This is a genomic window from Chitinophagaceae bacterium (assembly GCA_016699815.1).
GTDB lineage: Bacteria > Bacteroidota > Bacteroidia > Chitinophagales > Chitinophagaceae > Ferruginibacter.
Window position 1 is genome coordinate 1919014 of sequence record CP065012.1, and the last position, 16348, is coordinate 1935361.

General features: G+C 39.1%; 13 protein-coding genes. 8 read left to right on the top strand and 5 right to left on the bottom strand.

Features of this window, described 5'->3' with window-relative positions:
• Positions 1-141: 141 nt before the first annotated feature.
• The 6 genes from IPO46_08465 to IPO46_08490 all read left to right on the top strand — a co-directional run bounded on the left by IPO46_08465 (position 142) and on the right by IPO46_08490 (position 6469).
• Positions 142-813, top strand: a complete 672-nt coding sequence (locus tag IPO46_08465; protein ID QQS62164.1) for a response regulator transcription factor — start codon at positions 142-144, stop codon at positions 811-813.
• Between the two features lie 17 nt (positions 814-830).
• Entirely contained in the window at positions 831-1874 is a 1044-nt protein-coding gene (locus IPO46_08470) for a HAMP domain-containing histidine kinase (protein QQS62165.1), read from the top strand.
• 169 nt (positions 1875-2043) lie between these two features.
• Positions 2044-2694: a DUF47 domain-containing protein gene (locus tag IPO46_08475; protein ID QQS62166.1), complete on the top strand. Its 651-nt coding sequence runs from the start codon at positions 2044-2046 to the stop codon at positions 2692-2694.
• 75 nt (positions 2695-2769) lie between these two features.
• Positions 2770-3909 carry an inorganic phosphate transporter gene (locus IPO46_08480; GenBank protein QQS62167.1) on the top strand — a complete coding sequence of 380 codons (1140 nt, stop codon included), beginning with the start codon at positions 2770-2772 and terminating at the stop codon, positions 3907-3909.
• 106 nt (positions 3910-4015) lie between these two features.
• Positions 4016-5074, top strand: a complete 1059-nt coding sequence (gene galE / locus IPO46_08485; protein ID QQS62168.1) for a UDP-glucose 4-epimerase GalE — start codon at positions 4016-4018, stop codon at positions 5072-5074.
• 102 nt (positions 5075-5176) lie between these two features.
• Positions 5177-6469, top strand: coding sequence for an amino acid permease (locus IPO46_08490; protein QQS64358.1), 1293 nt, complete (start codon positions 5177-5179; stop codon positions 6467-6469).
• Positions 6470-6483: 14 nt separating this feature from the next.
• Here the strand turns inward: IPO46_08490 and IPO46_08495 are convergent, their stop codons facing one another.
• Positions 6484-7521 carry an LLM class flavin-dependent oxidoreductase gene (locus IPO46_08495; protein QQS62169.1) on the bottom strand — a complete coding sequence of 346 codons (1038 nt, stop codon included), beginning with the start codon at positions 7519-7521 and terminating at the stop codon, positions 6484-6486.
• Positions 7522-7657: 136 nt separating this feature from the next.
• Here IPO46_08495 and IPO46_08500 point away from each other — a divergent pair, with 136 nt between their 5' ends.
• The gene (locus tag IPO46_08500; protein QQS62170.1) at positions 7658-8614 is read left to right on the top strand and encodes a transketolase family protein; all 957 of its coding nucleotides are present in this window, start codon (positions 7658-7660) and stop codon (positions 8612-8614) included.
• Positions 8615-8692: 78 nt separating this feature from the next.
• Here IPO46_08500 and IPO46_08505 read toward each other — a convergent pair whose 3' ends face one another.
• Genes IPO46_08505 through IPO46_08520 form a run of 4 tightly spaced genes read right to left on the bottom strand, consistent with a single transcriptional unit; the run spans position 8693 to position 15522 of the window.
• Positions 8693-12244 carry an efflux RND transporter permease subunit gene (locus IPO46_08505; protein QQS62171.1) on the bottom strand — a complete coding sequence of 1184 codons (3552 nt, stop codon included), beginning with the start codon at positions 12242-12244 and terminating at the stop codon, positions 8693-8695.
• A 30-nt stretch (positions 12245-12274) separates the two neighbouring features.
• A complete protein-coding gene (locus IPO46_08510; protein ID QQS62172.1) occupies positions 12275-13495 on the bottom strand; it encodes an efflux RND transporter periplasmic adaptor subunit in 1221 nt (406 codons plus the stop codon).
• A 34-nt stretch (positions 13496-13529) separates the two neighbouring features.
• Entirely contained in the window at positions 13530-14870 is a 1341-nt protein-coding gene (locus tag IPO46_08515) for a TolC family protein (protein ID QQS62173.1), read from the bottom strand.
• Positions 14871-14880: 10 nt separating this feature from the next.
• Complete coding sequence (locus IPO46_08520; GenBank protein QQS62174.1) at positions 14881-15522, bottom strand: TetR/AcrR family transcriptional regulator; 642 nt, start codon at positions 15520-15522, stop codon at positions 14881-14883.
• 165 nt (positions 15523-15687) lie between these two features.
• Between IPO46_08520 and IPO46_08525 the strand changes: the two genes are divergently transcribed.
• Positions 15688-16308, top strand: a complete 621-nt coding sequence (locus tag IPO46_08525) for a DUF502 domain-containing protein (protein ID QQS62175.1) — start codon at positions 15688-15690, stop codon at positions 16306-16308.
• Positions 16309-16348: the final 40 nt, after the last annotated feature.

The following is a 16348-nucleotide window of genomic DNA, read 5'->3' on the forward strand; positions in this document are numbered from 1 at the left end:
GCAATATACGCACCGTTTTTTTAAAAGACCAACACAAGTGGTTAATTGTTGCCTTACCAAAAACGGGAATTAACGAATTATAACAGCCTTTTAACTTCCCTGTCTTAATTAAAGTTGAATTAATTTTGTATCCTTCAAAAAATGGCAAACAAAATTTTAATTGCAGATGACGAGCCGGATATATTGGAGATATTACAATATAACCTAAGGGCAGAAGGCTATGAAGTATTTACGGCAAAAAATGGCAATGAAGCTATTGAAGTTGCTAAAATAAATAACCCTCAGCTTATCATCCTGGACATAATGATGCCCGAAAAATCGGGAATTGAAGCCTGTGCTATTTTGCGGGCAATGCCCATGTTTCGTAAAACATTTATTATTTTTTTAACGGCTCTTAGCGATGAAGTTACAGAAATAAAAGGGCTGGAAACCGGTGCTGATGACTTTATTGCCAAGCCGGTAAGCCCCAGGGTTTTTATGAGTAAGGTGAATGCTTTTTTCAGACGGCTGGAACATTCGGGGTTGGGGAAAATTCAAATTAATCAACTCGAAATTGACCGGGAAAGTTTTGTGGTGCGTTATGAAAATAACGAAGTGATTTTGGCCCGCAAAGAGTTTGAATTACTGGCTTTGCTGGCTTCAAAACCAGGAAAAGTTTTTTTACGAAATGAAATACTGGGCCATGTGTGGGGAGCCGATGTAATTGTAGGCGACCGTACCATAGATGTACACATCAGAAAAGTTAGGCAAAAATTAGGAATAGATTGTATTACAACGGTTAAAGGCGTTGGCTATAAATTTGAATGGATTTAACACAAAATAAATGAAACATGATATCAGAAAAAAATTTTACTCCAAAACAACTCGCTGCACTTACAGCAGTTTTACTTTCGGTACCTATAGCCATAGTGATTTTTATTTTTAAACCCGTATGGTGGGTAGCCCTGCTTAGCACTGCTGTTATTTTTGTTGGCAGTTATTTACTTTTTTTAAAAATGCTGCAGGTTTTTATTTACCGTAAAATAAAACTTATTTACAAATTGATTTCCCACACCAAAGCAAGCAAAAAGGAAGAGTTTTATTATAAAAATTTATTGCCGCAGCAAACTATTGAAGAAGTAAGGCTGGATGTAGAAAAATGGGCCGAAGAAAAAAAGCTGGAAATTGAAACCCTGAAACAAAACGAGGTTTTTAGAAAAGAATTTTTACAAAACCTGAGCCACGAATTGAAAACACCCATTTTTGCCATACAGGGGTATATTGATACGCTTTTAAATGGTGCGCTTTACGATAAGGATAACAATATTTCTTTTTTGCAAAAAGCCGGCCGTAATGCCGAAAGGCTCGTGGGCCTTACCCGGGACCTGGATGAAATCTCAAAACTGGAAAGTGGCCAGGTTAATATTGCCGCCGAAAATTTTGTAATTCAAGATCTGGTAAAAGAAGTATTTGATTCCCTTTACCTAAAGGCAAAAGATCGGGGTATTGCCCTTGGTATCAAAAAGGGCTGCGAAGCGCCATTGATGGTTAGTGCCGACAGGGAAAAAATAAGGCAGGTGCTCATAAACCTCATTGACAATGCCATAAAGTACGGCAAAGACAATGGCATTGTTGAAGCCAGCTTTTATAAAGTAGAAGATAAAAAAATCCTCATTGAAATAAGCGACAATGGAGTGGGGATAACCGAAGACCACCTGCCCAGGGTGTTTGAAAGGTTTTACCGTACAGAGCTTGCCAGAACCCGTAAAGTGGGTGGCAGCGGGCTTGGCCTGGCCATATGTAAACATATTATTGAGGCCCATGACCAAACCATTCATGTAAGGAGCAAAAAAGATGTAGGAACTACAATTGGGTTTACTTTAGAAGAGAAATAATTTTAGCTATTTTCTCCACTTGTTTTACGGAAAGGGCAAGCATACCACAAATTATTGCCTTTATTTATATTGCTTAAAATGCCTGTGTTAAGAAATCATTACCAATTATTAAGTAGGGGTTTTAAGCAAACAAAGGTTTTACATTTGTAATCCAAAAAAAGCCAAACTAATGTCTGGATTCAACTCAATTCTAAAAATCTTTCTACCAAAGGACAGGGTGTTTTATCAATTATTTGAAGTTGTAGCCGAAGAACTGGTGAAAATGGGAGTAGCACTAAAAGAAGTAGTAAACGAACCCGACTTTGAAAAAAGGGCTGCCCTAATTAAGAAAATTGAAGACATGGAGCATGTAAACGATGACCATACCCACCAGATATTTACCGAACTCAGCCGCAATTTTATTACGCCTTTCGACCGGGAAGATATACATTCCCTGGCTACATCCCTGGATGATATTGCAGATTATATTTATGCCTCTGCCAAAAAAATTAATTTTTACCGGGTTAACCCCAACGATATTGGCATACAAAAATTTGCCGACCTTATTTGCCTGGGTTGCGTGCAGGTACACAAAGCCGTAACCGAATTGCGGAACATGAAAAATATGCGCCAAATTACCGATGCATTAGTGGCTATAAATAGTATAGAAAACCAGGGCGACGATATTTTTGATATGAGTATTGAAAGGCTTTTTGCCACCGAACCCGATGCAAAAGAAGTAATTAAAAAAAGGGAAATTTACCAGATAATGGAAGTAGTAACAGACAAGTGCGAAGATGCAGCCAATGTTATTGAAAGTATTATTATTAAATACGCATAATGCTGCTGCCAAAACCTAAATCAATTTTGTAAACAATAGCGCTGGTAAGCTGCATTTGAAAACAGCATTAATTTTATGGCCACTATTTTAATTGTAGTAATTGTTCTTGCCTTAATTTTTGACTATATCAATGGGTTTCATGATGCAGCCAATTCTATTGCCACAATAGTATCTACCAAAGTGCTTACCCCTTTTCAGGCGGTGGTGTGGGCGGCTTTTTTTAATTTTGTAGCCTTTTTTATTTTTAGCGACCATGCGGTAGCCAATACGGTAGCCAAAACGGTAAAGCCCGAAGTAGTTTCCGGCACCGGTGGCATCATTATTATTTTATCCGGGTTAATTGCCTCGATTATATGGAATTTATTTACCTGGTGGTTTGGCCTTCCTTCTTCCTCTTCGCATACGCTTATTGGCGGTTTTGCAGGTGCGGCAATAGCTGCAGCTGGCTTTAATAGCATTGATACGGCTATGATTATGAAAACGGTAATTTTTATTTTCCTGGCACCCTTAATTGGGATGTTTATTTCCATTTTTATTACTTTGGTAACTATTCAAAAAAATTTTTGGCTCAAAATTGCCATCATTGCTGCTGTGGTTAGTGCATGTATGTTATTTATCCCTTTTAAAAAAGAATTCGAAAAATGGGCCTTATTGGGTTTAAGTGTGGTGTTTGTTACGGCTTATTTTATTAATTATTTTAGAGGCGAAACCGCTGCCCGTACCGGGAGGATGTTTAAGCGTTTGCAATTAGTTTCATCTGCGGTATTTAGCATTGGCCATGGTGGTGCAGATGCCCAAAAAGTAATGGGCATAATTACTGCTGCGCTTATTGCCGGCGGCAACATTAGTGAATTTAGCCAAATGCCCGATTGGGTACCGCTTGCCTGCTACACTGCAATTGGCATTGGTACCATGAGCGGCGGATGGAAAATTGTAAAAACAATGGGCACAAAAATTACAAAGGTTACCCCATTGGAAGGTGTTTGTGCCGAAACCGCCGGCGCCATTACTTTGTTTACCGCAACCAACCTTGGTGCGCCGGTGAGCACTACGCATACTATTACCGGATCTATAATTGGCGTAGGCGCTACAAAACGCCTTAGTGCAGTAAGATGGGGCGTTACCGTAAACCTCATTTGGGCATGGATACTTACTATACCGGTTTCGGCCTTGCTGGCTTCAGGAACTTATTGCCTCATTAAATTCTTTATGTGATTATTACCTGAAACATTTTTTCGGGTATTTTTTCTGTTTCTTTGCAACTTATATTTTAGCAATAGTACCCTATGCCTCAAGCATGGGTTTCATAAATTTTTAAGAGATGAAAAAAATATTGGTAACCGGTGGATGCGGTTATATAGGATCGCACACAATAGTGGATTTATTGCAAAACGGGTATAGCGTTATTTGTGCCGATAATAATAGCCGCAGCCATGCACAGGTTTTAAAAGGTGTGGAAAAAATTACCGGGGTAAAAGTAAAAAATTACAATATTGATCTTTGCAATTTTGATGATACCTGTGCCGTGTTTCAGGAAAACCCCGATATTTCCGGCATCATCCATTTTGCTGCATATAAAGCAGTAGGCGAAAGCGTGGAACAGCCGCTTATGTACTATGAAAACAATATCAACTCCCTGCTTAATGTTTTAAAATGTGCCCTGGAATTTAAGGTTTTGGATTTTGTCTTTTCCTCATCCTGCACCGTTTACGGAAACCCTGCTGAAATACCGGTAACAGAAGATACGGTATGGAAACCGGCCGAATCGCCTTATGGAAATACCAAGCAAATGGGTGAAGAAATAATTATGCATACCACAAAGCAAAACAAAAATCTTAATGCTGTATTGCTGCGCTATTTTAACCCTGTTGGCGCCCACCCAAGTATAGAAATTGGCGAAATGCCCCTGGGCAAACCGGCCAACCTGGTTCCGGCAATTACACAAACGGCAATTGGTAAGTTAAAACAAATGCAGGTTTGGGGCAGCGACTATTCCACTAGGGACGGAAGCTGTGTGAGGGATTATATCCATGTAAGCGATATTGCACATGCCCATACTTTGGCGCTTAATTACCTTATTGAAAAAAGAAATGCATCAAACTGCGAAGTTTTTAATTTAGGTACAGGAAACGGCAATACCGTTTTTGAAGTAATACAATCCTTTGAGAAAGTAAGCGGCCAAAAGTTGAATTATAAAGTGGGCCCAAGGCGCAGCGGCGATGTTATAGCCATATATGCCAATAATGATAAAGCCAAAAATACCCTGGGCTGGAACCCTGCTTTTACCCTGGATGAAATGATGGACACCGCATGGAAATGGGAGCTAAAACTTAAAAAAGATGAAAACTTTTTTGGAAGCAATATAGCAGAGTTTAATTAAGCGCTTTTTATATTTTACAAATAAAATACAACTGCTAAAGCATAAAGTTTGCCCATAACTTCAAATAAAACCAGCACCCAGCTAAACCTCTTTGACTTTACCATGATAATGGTGAGCTTTGTAATTGGCATGGGTATTTTTAGAACACCCGTAAATGTGGCCAAAGCAAGCCTCGATCCATTGGGTTATTTATTTGCATGGGTGGCTGGTGGTTTTATTGCCTTGTGCGGCGCATTAACTTATGCAGAAATTGGCAGCCGCTACCCGGTTACTGGCGGCTATTACAAAATATTTTCTTTAGTTTATCACCCTTCCATAGCTTTTGCTATAAATGGCATCATCCTTATCAGTAACGCTTCTTCAGTTGCGGCAGTTGCGCTGGTTGGCGCCGAATATATTTCGTCGGTAATTTTCCCTACGGCACAAAACCTTGTGCTCATAAGAGCTGCCATTGCTATTTTTTGCATTTTACTTTTTTATTCCATAAACCTTTTAGGATTAAAAATGAGCGCTAAAACGCAAAATGCCCTTATGGTAATAAAAATAGGTTTGGTGCTTTTGCTTATTGCCCCCATTTTTTTTTCCGACAGGTCGTTGCAGGAAACCATAATGCAGCAACACCACATTAGCCCCGGGCTATGGGAATATTTAAAAGCTTTTGGTATAGGGTTAGTAGCGGTATCCTTTACTTACGGCGGGTACCAGCAGGTGATAAATTTCGGGGAAGAAGTAAAGAAACCTTCCAAAACTATTCCCCGGGCAGTGTTTTTGGGTATTGGTATAATTGTATTGCTCTACCTGCTGGTAAACTATGCATATTTAAATGTTATAGGCTTTGAGCAACTAAAAAGTGCAGAAAATATTTCGGCAATTATGGCCGGCTATATTTTTGGTGATGCTGCCGGTAAAATAATTTCCGTTTTACTTTTCCTGTCGGTTTTGTCTTATGTAAATTCCTCTTTACTCAGTAACCCAAGGGTAATGCAGGCCATGAGCGAAGAGGGCGTTTTACCAAAGGCCTGCGGAAAAAGAACAGCAAAAAACAATGTGTTATTTGTTTCGCTAAACCTATTTTCGGCCCTGGCCATTTTAATTGTTTTTTGGGCAAAAACTTTTGATAAAATTTTAAGTTTTTCTATTTTCCTGGATTGTTTTGGTATGGCCTTATCTGCTGCAACAATATTTAAATTACGAAAACAAACGGCCCACCTTGATGGTTCTGGGATTTATAAGATGAAACTATTCCCGGTGTTTCCAATGTTGTTTATTTTAGCTTATACTTTTGTTGCTATAAGTATTTTTATTGATGAACCATTTACTGCATTGCTGGCCCTGCTTATTTTAGCCGTATTTATTGGTATATACTTTTTGCGGCGGTATAAAAATAGCCGGTAGTAAATGGGGTATCCTTAACCCTTTTGTTTTAAAGCAGCCCTTACTTTTGGGGAAATTTTATCACCAAATATTTCTATTGATTTCATTAGGGATGTATGAGAAGGCCCGCCCATATCCATGTGGGCAGAAAAACGGGTTAAGCCAAACATTTCCTGCATTTGCAGAATTTTTTCTACAGCTTCGCTGGCATCTCCAATAATTAAATGGCCATTTTTTCCTCTTCCAATATCGTATTGGTTTTGGGAATAAGCAGGCCAGCCGCGGGTTTGGCCAATGCGGTTCATTTGTGCTGCATACACAGGATAGTACTCATTTGCAACGGCCCCGCTTTTTTCTCCAAAAAATGCATGCATGTGTACACCCACCTGCATTTTGTTTTCACTATGCCCGGCAAGGTTGTACACTTTTTTATAATAATCAAAAAGCGGTTTAAACTGTGCCGGGTTGCCGCCAATTATGGCAAACATTACCGGAAGCCCAAGGTTGCCTGCTCTTAAAACACTTTCCGGGGTGCCGCCAACAGCAACCCACATATTTAAATGGTTATTTATGGGCCTGGGCAAAATAAGTTGATGATTTAAAGCAGCCCTGTGTTTGCCTTTCCAGGTAATGGGATTTTCTTTATTTATTTTTACGAGTAAGTGTAATTTTTCTTCAAATAGCTCATCATAATCTTCCAACTTAAAACCATAAATAGGGAACGATTCTATAAAACTTCCCCTTCCTGCCATCAATTCTGCCCGGCCGTTTGATAATAGGTCAATCATGGCAAAACTTTGGTACAGCCTCACAGGGTCAGATGAACTGATGACATTTACAGCGCTGCCCAATTTAATATTTTTGGTTACAGTAGCTGCAGCGGCCAGTATAATTTCAGGAACCGATACGGCATAATCGGGCCGGTGGTGCTCGCCAATGCCAAAAAAATCCAGGCCGGTTTCATCCATAAGTTTTATTTCTTCTATGAGTTCTTTAAGCCTTTCATCTGCAGGCAAAGGTTTGCCATTTTTATCGTAGTGGTTATCACCAAACATTCCTATACCTAATTCCATAATCAATAATTTATTACAAATATACTTCTGCAAAAAATGGGGCGTATTGATGTAGGTTAATTAATATGCGAATTATATATCCTCAACTATGCTTTTTGCTTTTTTGCTATCTTGTGCCCAAATTATTAAAATTTTTATGCTTAGTACAATTGAAGTAACCGGAAAAAAAGATACAAGGAGCGGCTTTGGAGATGGTATATTGGAAGCAGCCCGTTTAAATAATAAAATTGTTGCTTTAACGGCAGATCTTGCCGGGTCGCTCAAGCTGGGCGGCTTTATGAAAGAGTTTCCTGAAAGATATTTTCAATGCGGCATTGCAGAAGCTAACATGATGGGCATTGCTGCAGGTTTAACCATTGGGGGTAAAATACCTTATACCACCACATTTGCCAACTTTAGCACCGGAAGGGTGTACGACCAAATACGCCAAAGCATTGCTTATAGCAATAAAAATGTAAAAATTTGTGCATCACATGCCGGCCTTACCCTTGGCGAAGATGGCGCTACCCACCAAATTTTGGAAGATATCGGCTTAATGAAAATGCTGCCGGGCATGACAGTAATTGTGCCTGCAGATTATAACCAAACCAAAGCTGCCACTAAAGCCATTGCCAATATGAATGGCCCTGTTTACTTACGCTTTGGCAGGCCGGTGTGGCCCATTTTTACCAAAGAAGAAGATTTTGTAATTGGCAAGGCACAAAAGTTAAATGATGGAAAAGATATCAGCATTTTTGCCTGCGGACATTTGGTATGGATTGCTGTAGAAGCAGCAAAAGTTTTAGAAGCAAAAGGCATCAGCGTTGATCTTATTAATTTGCATACAATAAAGCCACTGGATGTAACGGCAGTATTGAACTCTGTTAAAAAAACCTGTTGTGCCGTAACGGCCGAAGAGCATAATATTATTGGTGGAATGGGCGACAGTGTTGCACAGGTTGCAGCTAAGCATTTTCCTATACCTATTGAATATGTAGGCACCAACGATACTTTTGGTGAAAGCGGAAAGCCGGAAGAGTTGCTGGTAAAATATGGCCTCACTGCAGACCATATTGTTGCGGCAGCAGAAAAAGCAATTTCACGAAAAAAATAAATTAAAGGGTTCATTTAAAAAGCCTTGCAAAAAGTTGCAAGGCTTTTATATTTTCATGAACGGAATTAATATTTGATATTATTTTTTATATGTACCATTCCAAACCTTTTTTCCCTGTATCCATCTCACAAAATACATGATGCCGACAAACAGGAAAAAGAGTGGACCTAAAAACCCGAGCAAAGCAATAAACCTGGTGCCATAAAACTTTTCCATTGGTCTTCTCAGCCTTTCGGCAATAATATACATGCTGGGTACCATCATTAATGTGAGGAAGAAGGCAAAGATTAAACCGAAAATAATCGTCCAGCTTAGCGGCCCCCAAAATACCACGCTATCCCCGCCAAAAAATATTTTAGGATTTAAGTGCTGAAAGAAAGATGCAAAATTAATATTGAACCCAACCGCTAAAGGCAGTAAACCCAAAATGGTTGCAATAGCAGTAAGCATTACGGGTATGATCCTTATTTTTCCGGCCTGTATGGCTGCTTCTCTTGTTCGCAAACCCCTTCCTCTTAATTCATCGGTAAATTCAATAAGTAAAATACCGTTTTTAATTACAATGCCCGCAAGGCCTACTATACCTACGCCAAACATTATTGAAGCTATGGTCATGCCTGTAATGGCATAGCCAAGCATTACACCTATTACAGAGAAAAATATTTCTGTTAAAACAATAAATGGTTTGCTTACAGAATTAAATTGCAAAACTAAAATTAAAAAAATCAATCCCAGGGCTATAACCAGGGCGGTACCTAAGAATTTTGATGTTTCTGCTTCCTGTTCACCCTGGCCTGTTTGGCGGATGTTGATGCCTGCAGGGATATTATTTTTTGATTTAAATACTTTAATTTTTTCTGCAAGTTGCTTGTTTATTTTTGCCGTCATAGATGGATTAAGCACATTGGATTGGAGCTGTATATTGCGTTTAACATTTTTACGCATTACAGCGCCTGATGTTGTGGTATAATCAATACTGGCAATAGTAGTAATAGGGATAGATTTTACCCTCATGCTTGACATATCCAAAAAGGTAATGCGCTTGTTCATGAGGTCGGCAATATTATTACGTAAATCACTGTTATAACGCAGTTGAATTTTTATTTCATCTTCCCCTTCTTTTATTTTACTAATTTCCTTGCCAAAAACGCCTGTTCGCAATTCAGATCCTACCTGCCCGGTGCTGAGGCCTTCCATGGTAGCCCTTTCCCTATCTACTTTTAGGGTTATCTCCGGGCTGTTGAGGTCAACGTTTAAGTGTAGGTTTTCAATTCCTTCTACACGGTTGGTATCTAAATAATTGAGCAAAGATGTGGCTATCCTGGAAATTGCTTCATAGTTTTCACCTTCCACTTCTATATTAACCGGTGGGTCAGTTGGCGGCCCGGCATCTTCCTGGCCCACTTCAATGCTTGCACCGGGAATGCCTTTCATTTGATTCCGGATGTCTTCCAAAAATGGTTTTGTTTTTTTACCATGCCTTTTTTCATATTCTACAAAGGATACCTGTATACGGCCCAGGTTGGGTTGTATGCTGCGGTTATTATCCCTTGGGTTGTTGGCGCTATTGGCCACATTGGTAATTACGCTTTCCACAATGCTTCCCGGAGTTCCGGGTTGTTCTGAAGCTAATACTTTTAATACCCTTTTCTCCAATATTGCCGTTATACTGTCTGTTGTTTCAACACGTGTGCCTATGGGCATTTTGAGGTACACATAAATAAAATGAGGATCACCACTGGGGAAAAATGTAGTATCGTTTCCCCTAAGGAGCAATAGAATAAAAGATACCGGGAACAAAACAAACAAGCCCACCAAAAGCCAGGTTGGCCTCCATCCTTTAAGCGCCCATCTCAATAATTTTTCATACCTGGCCATTAAAGCCGGCAATAGTTTATTTTGAAATAAATGGATGATATCCCTAAAAACAAAACGGTTGAGCACGGCAAGTAATAGCATAAAAAATAAGAAATTACCCACGCCATGCCATGCAGCTAATTGAGATAAAATCCCAAAGGCTAAAAATGTCCAAAACCAGGGTTTTTTAAATATGGCTTTTTTGGGTTCTTCATGTTCTTTGCCTTCGGGGCGCATAAAGCTTACCGCAAATACCGGGTTAAAAATAAACGCAACAATTAAAGATGCGGTTAAAGTTAAAATTAAAATTACCGGCAGGTAAATCATAAATTTACCAATAATGCCTTTCCAGAACAGCAAAGGAAAAAATGGCGCTAAGGTGGTTACTGTACCGGCCATTACGGGAATAAATACTTCACCTGCCGCTTCTTTGGCGCTTCTAATAATGGGTATTTTTCCATTATTATAAATGCGGTGTGTATTTTCAATTACCACAATGGCGTCATCTACAATAATACCCAGGCCAAAGAGCAAACCAAATAATACAATAAAATTGAGCGTAACCGAAGTGCCCACAATAAAATCGGCAACCGGTAAAAATAAAAATGCTACAAACACACTTAGTGGTACACTAAGGGCAACAAAAAATGCATTGGTTACCCCCATAAAAAACATCAATATTACCAATACCAAAATAAAGCCAATGATAATGGTGTTTACCAATTCGTTAAATGAGGTTTCCGTTGCTTTGCTGGTATCGCCGGTAATCATTACATTAAGGTTGGGAGGCAATTGCTCCTTTTCTTTCATGTTGGCTACAATAGTTTTAATTTTTGTAGCAGCTTCAATAAGGTTTTCGCCGGCACGCTTAATTATATTTATGGTTACTACATTTTTACCGTTAAGGCGTGCATAGCTTTCTTTTTCTTTTACGGTGTCAATTACCTGAGCTATGTCCCGCAAATAGGCCCAGCCACCTTGTGCACTGCTGCGTACTACAATATCCTTCATGCTTTTGGCATCGGTAAACTGGCCTTTTACTTTTAAGGTGCGTTCCATTGGCCCCACATCAATTTGTCCCACGGTGATGTCGTGGTTTTCACGGCTTATGGCGTTTTCAATATCCATAAAAGAGATACGGGTGGCTTCCATTTTATACGGATCTGCATTTACCTGTATTTCCCTTTCGGGTGCGCCAATAATTTCTGCACGGTTTATTTCGGGCAGGTTTTCAAATTCATCCTGCAGGTCTTCGGCATATTTTTTTAATTTAAGTCCGTCAAAATCCCCGCTGATATTGATGTACATTATCGGCATTTCGCTAAAGTCAAATTCCTTTGCCACTGGATCGGAAGTGAGGTCGTTGGGTAAATCAGATTTTGCCCTGTCTATGGCATCCTGAACTTTTTGTTTGGCTATTTCTGTTTTTACATCGGTGTCAAATTCAATAATGATGAGGCTGTAATCCTGCTGGGAAATACTGTTGATTTTATTCACTTTTGCGCCACTTATTGCTTTCAACTCTTTTTCTATGGGTTGGGTTACCAGGTTTTCAATATCTTTTGGCGAATTGCCTGCATAGATTGTGGTAACGCTAATGGTGGGTACAACAATATCGGGAAACTGCTCCTTGGGTAAAGTATTAAATTTAATGAGGCCGTAAGCGCAAATAATAATGGCAATTACATAAATAGCAACCCTGTTGTCAACAGACCAACTGGTTGGAGAAAATTCTTTAAATTTTTTGGAAATCCCCTCTGTTAGTTTCTTCATAAAAACTTTTTTATCAATTAGAATTCGTCATTAATTAGCATTGGTAATTACCTGTTGCCCTTCGTAGAGGTCCTGGTATCCTTCGGTAATAAGTTGTTCGCCGGCCGATAAACCAGTTTTTACTTCTACCATTTCTCCAAAGGCTTCGCCTATATTGATATTTCTTTTGCTTGCATACATTTGCCCGTTGCCGGATTTTTGTAATACATAAACGTACTTGCCTTTTTCATCGTTTTGAATGGTATTTACCGGAATTACAATAGCATTGGATGCCGTATAATCCTGTATTTTGATGATAGCGGTTTGGTTGGGTTTTAAGGCAGCATCCCTGGGTAATTTTGCTTCGGCCACAAAGCCTATCATATTATTTGCAATAGACTGGCCTAGGTAGGAGATGCTGCTGTTAAAGGTTTTGTTTACATCGGGTAGGGTAATTACCACCGGTGTGCCGGTGTGGAGTTTGTTGATGTAATTTTCGGCAATTGTTGTAACGGCTTTAAGGCTGCTGGTATTTACAATTTTTATTTGCGGCTGGCCCTGGGCGTTCATGCCGCTGAAAATTTCCCCTACTTTAATATTCACTTCATCGGCAATACCGCTTACATCACTCACTACATTTGAAGTATTCAATTGTTCCTGGGCAACTTTAATTTGTTCGTTGGCAGCGCCTAATTGGTTTTCGAGGCTCTCTACATTTGTTTTGGCGGTAATGAGCTGTACTTCGGTGCCAATGCCTTTGTCCCACAGATTTTTTTGTCGCTGGTAAACATTTTTGGCAAATGCCAGTTGTGTTTTAATGCCATCGGTTTGGCGACGTGCGGCAGTAACCGACTGGCGCAGGATGGCATCATCCAGTTTTAATAAAAGCTGCCCTTTTTTTACCGCCTGGCCTTGCCTTACATACATGGCTTTTACCTGCGCTGGGCCCATTCTTGGCGTAATTGCAGAAATATTTTCGGCATCTATTTTTCCCCTTAGCTCAATATAATGCTGAAAGTTTTGCACTGCAACTGGCGCTACTGCAACCAGCTTTGCATATTTTTCCGATGCGTCACTTGTATCCAGTAAAGCCAGTTCCTCTTCCAGTTTTTTAATTTCCAGGTCGTTTTTTTCCTGTGCTTTCTTAAGTTTTGCCAGTGTTGTTTTTTTGTCGTTTATACCAGCGTTGTTTTCTTTAGGGCTTTTATTGCCGCAGGAGCCGGCAGCCAGCAGCAAAACAACAACCCCAATTATTTTTGTTAGTTTTTTCATGTAAATAGTAATTGAAATATTTTTAGTTGAGTAATTATAATTTGCCGCTTGCTTTAAGGTAGTCAATACGGGCAATAATGGCATCGTAAAGTGCGCCGTAATAATTATTTTGCGCAACCTTAAGTTCCGATTGAGCATTATAAATTTCCTGGTGGCTACCCAGGCCTTGTTCGTATTTTAGTTTTGTGCTGGTATAAACTTTTTCGGCAAGTTGCATATTTTGTTTTTGTATATCCATTGTAATAAGGGCAGATTTAATTTTAGTACGTGCCTGCTCCACATCATTATCAATAGACGCTTTCATTTGCTCCAAACTGTTATTGGTTTTTTCTAAAGCATATTTGGCTTGGTTTATCTTGCTTTTTTTGGCAAAACCGTCAAATAATGTAAAGGATACATTGAGCCCAACCATTGAAGTGGTAAACCATTTTTTATCGGCAAAAAAATCAAATTTTGTGCGCTGTGCATTTTTTTGATAACTGGCAAATGCAGACAGGGTAGGGATATAACTCAACTGGTAACGCCTTATATTATATTGGTTCAACTGCTTTGATACGTTGAGCAATTGCACTTCTTTACGGCTATTGTAATCAAAAGCGCTATCAAGCAGGTTTTCTTTGAGCAGGTCAACCGTTAATGAATCGGTGAGTACCAGGGAATCTTTTTGTGGCAGGTTCAATAAAAATTTTAATGCATTATTGCCGGCATTCAACTGCCATTGTGCTTTTTCTTTTTCGGTAAGCATATTGTTGAGCAATACATTCACTTTATCTACATCCAGCCTTTCTGCAAAGCCGTTTTTAAAAATTTCCCGGGTATTATCCAGCAATTTTTGGGTGGTGAAAATATTGGCGTCAATGGATGTAATTTGTTGTTTGCCCACTACCAGCTGGTAATAGATTTTCTCTACATTCATTTTAATTTGCTCCTTGGTTAATTCTGCCTGTAGGCCTGCAAATTTTAATGTGGCATCCCTTGCCTGCAGGCCTACAAAAACCTGGCCATCAAATAATATCTGGCGTACATCAATACCACCGCTGGTATTATACTTGGTACCAAACTGTACAGGCATAAAAGTACCGGGCTGGCCGCCAAAAAATTCAGCAGGTATAAGGCTTGTAGGTATTTTTAAATAATCGGTAAACTGTCCGCTGGTACTTATTTGCGGTAGAGCAATAGCCACAATTTCATTATTTGCCTGTTGCTGAATTTTATAATCGAGCAAGGCGTTTTTTACCGTTACACTATTTTGCAAGGCATAAGCAACTGCCTGCTGCACAGAAAATTCATGCTTTTTTTGTGCAATAGCTGTTACAAAAAAACCCAATAGTAATAATGGGAGCGGTACGGCTTTTTTAAAAAATAATCTCTTCATTTAGTGGAACTTAATTTTTTTTCTTTTGTTTTTTTTGCTGCGCCAGGTAATTCACCAGTAATTCGTATCCTTTTGCTGTTACCAGCCCAAATAAAAAATTTCTTAAAACTTCCAGTTGAATATCCAATTGGCTATCGCTAAAGTTGGTCCTAAACTCCGGGTTAAACAGTATCATAATACTTTCCACCCTGAACTTTGCTAATATTTCTGCATTGATATCCGGCCGGTAAAGTTTTTCTTTTTTACCCCTTTCTAAGTTTGATTTAAATACGTTAAACAAAAATTGGTCCTTATGTTTTTTAAATTTTAAAAAAACTTTTGGATGATATTTTTGCAGGTCGTTGAGCAGCGAAGGGTTAATAGTAGGGATGAGGCTTTGAAGCATGGTCATTGCCAAAATCACTTCATGGATGGCATTTTCTGATTGGGTTACTTCGCAATTGCAGTCTTTCTCATTTTTGTTCAGCATTTCGGTAATAATTTCCCCTACCAGTTCTTCTTTATCTGTATAATGCAGGTAAATTGTTTTTTTACTCATGCCCAGGTGAGCGGCAATATCGTCCATGCTCATGCTGCGCAGGCCATATTTCATCAAAAGCATGCCTGCTTCAGCTTTTATCCTTTGCCGGGTATCTGAAATATCAAAATTCATGCTGCAAAACTAAGAAAACTTATTTTGTAAAAAAAGTTTCCATCCTTTTTATTTACCATTCATCCTGTTTTTGCTATGGAATTGGGTGAACCCTATACGCTTTTTTGCGTATTCTTTTTGATACCTGAGCAGGCGTTATTACTATCTTTGAATAAATAATTTTTTATGTCACAGCGCTTTTATTATACTAAAATTTTACAATATTTTTTGCAGGGCTTGCTCATTATTGCCCCTTTGGCCATAACCGTTTATGCTTTGTACTTTATTATAAGTACCATAGATAATTGGCTGCCTATATTTTCTTATACCAATGAAAAAGGCCGGGTAATTGTGCAAAACTATGGCCTTGGTTTTTTAATAATTTTGCTGGCAATAATTGCTATTGGTTATTTTAGTTCGTTTTTTATTACCGGCAGGCTCATTAATTTTATGGACAGGGTAATGGAACGTACCCCGGGCATTAAGCATATTTACACTACCACCCGTGATTTTGTAGAAGCTTTTGCAGGCGACAAGAAAAAATTTACTTTTAACGTATTGGCCAATATAGATGATACGGATGTATGGCGTATGGGTTTTGTAACCCGGGAAGACATGGCCGAATTTGGTTTCCAGGATTATGTGGCGGTATATATCCCCATGGCTTATTCCGTTGCCGGGCATGTATATGTAATTCCCAAAAGCAGGATAAAACCTATTACCCATATTACCAGCGCCCAAACGATGAAGTTTGCCGTAAGCGGCGGCGTTACCACGGTTGATGAAGTGGAAACAAGGGTTTCGTAAAAAAGAGTTATTTTTATTAATTGTTGCTGGCAAAAAAATT

What these genes read in the sequence shown, in the direction of transcription:
- IPO46_08500 (QQS62170.1), top strand. Translation starts at nt 7,658, where the DNA reads ATGCTTAGTACAATTGAAGTAACCGGAAAAAAAGATACAAGGAGCGGC.
- IPO46_08490 (QQS64358.1), top strand. Translation starts at nt 5,177, where the DNA reads ATGATAATGGTGAGCTTTGTAATTGGCATGGGTATTTTTAGAACACCC.
- IPO46_08495 (QQS62169.1), bottom strand. Translation starts at nt 7,521, where the DNA reads ATGGAATTAGGTATAGGAATGTTTGGTGATAACCACTACGATAAAAAT.
- IPO46_08510 (QQS62172.1), bottom strand. Translation starts at nt 13,495, where the DNA reads ATGAAAAAACTAACAAAAATAATTGGGGTTGTTGTTTTGCTGCTGGCT.
- IPO46_08480 (QQS62167.1), top strand. Translation starts at nt 2,770, where the DNA reads ATGGCCACTATTTTAATTGTAGTAATTGTTCTTGCCTTAATTTTTGAC.
- IPO46_08525 (QQS62175.1), top strand. Translation starts at nt 15,688, where the DNA reads ATGTCACAGCGCTTTTATTATACTAAAATTTTACAATATTTTTTGCAG.
- IPO46_08520 (QQS62174.1), bottom strand. Translation starts at nt 15,522, where the DNA reads ATGAATTTTGATATTTCAGATACCCGGCAAAGGATAAAAGCTGAAGCA.
- IPO46_08505 (QQS62171.1), bottom strand. Translation starts at nt 12,244, where the DNA reads ATGAAGAAACTAACAGAGGGGATTTCCAAAAAATTTAAAGAATTTTCT.
- IPO46_08515 (QQS62173.1), bottom strand. Translation starts at nt 14,870, where the DNA reads ATGAAGAGATTATTTTTTAAAAAAGCCGTACCGCTCCCATTATTACTA.
- galE (QQS62168.1), top strand. Translation starts at nt 4,016, where the DNA reads ATGAAAAAAATATTGGTAACCGGTGGATGCGGTTATATAGGATCGCAC.
- IPO46_08465 (QQS62164.1), top strand. Translation starts at nt 142, where the DNA reads ATGGCAAACAAAATTTTAATTGCAGATGACGAGCCGGATATATTGGAG.
- IPO46_08475 (QQS62166.1), top strand. Translation starts at nt 2,044, where the DNA reads ATGTCTGGATTCAACTCAATTCTAAAAATCTTTCTACCAAAGGACAGG.
- IPO46_08470 (QQS62165.1), top strand. Translation starts at nt 831, where the DNA reads ATGATATCAGAAAAAAATTTTACTCCAAAACAACTCGCTGCACTTACA.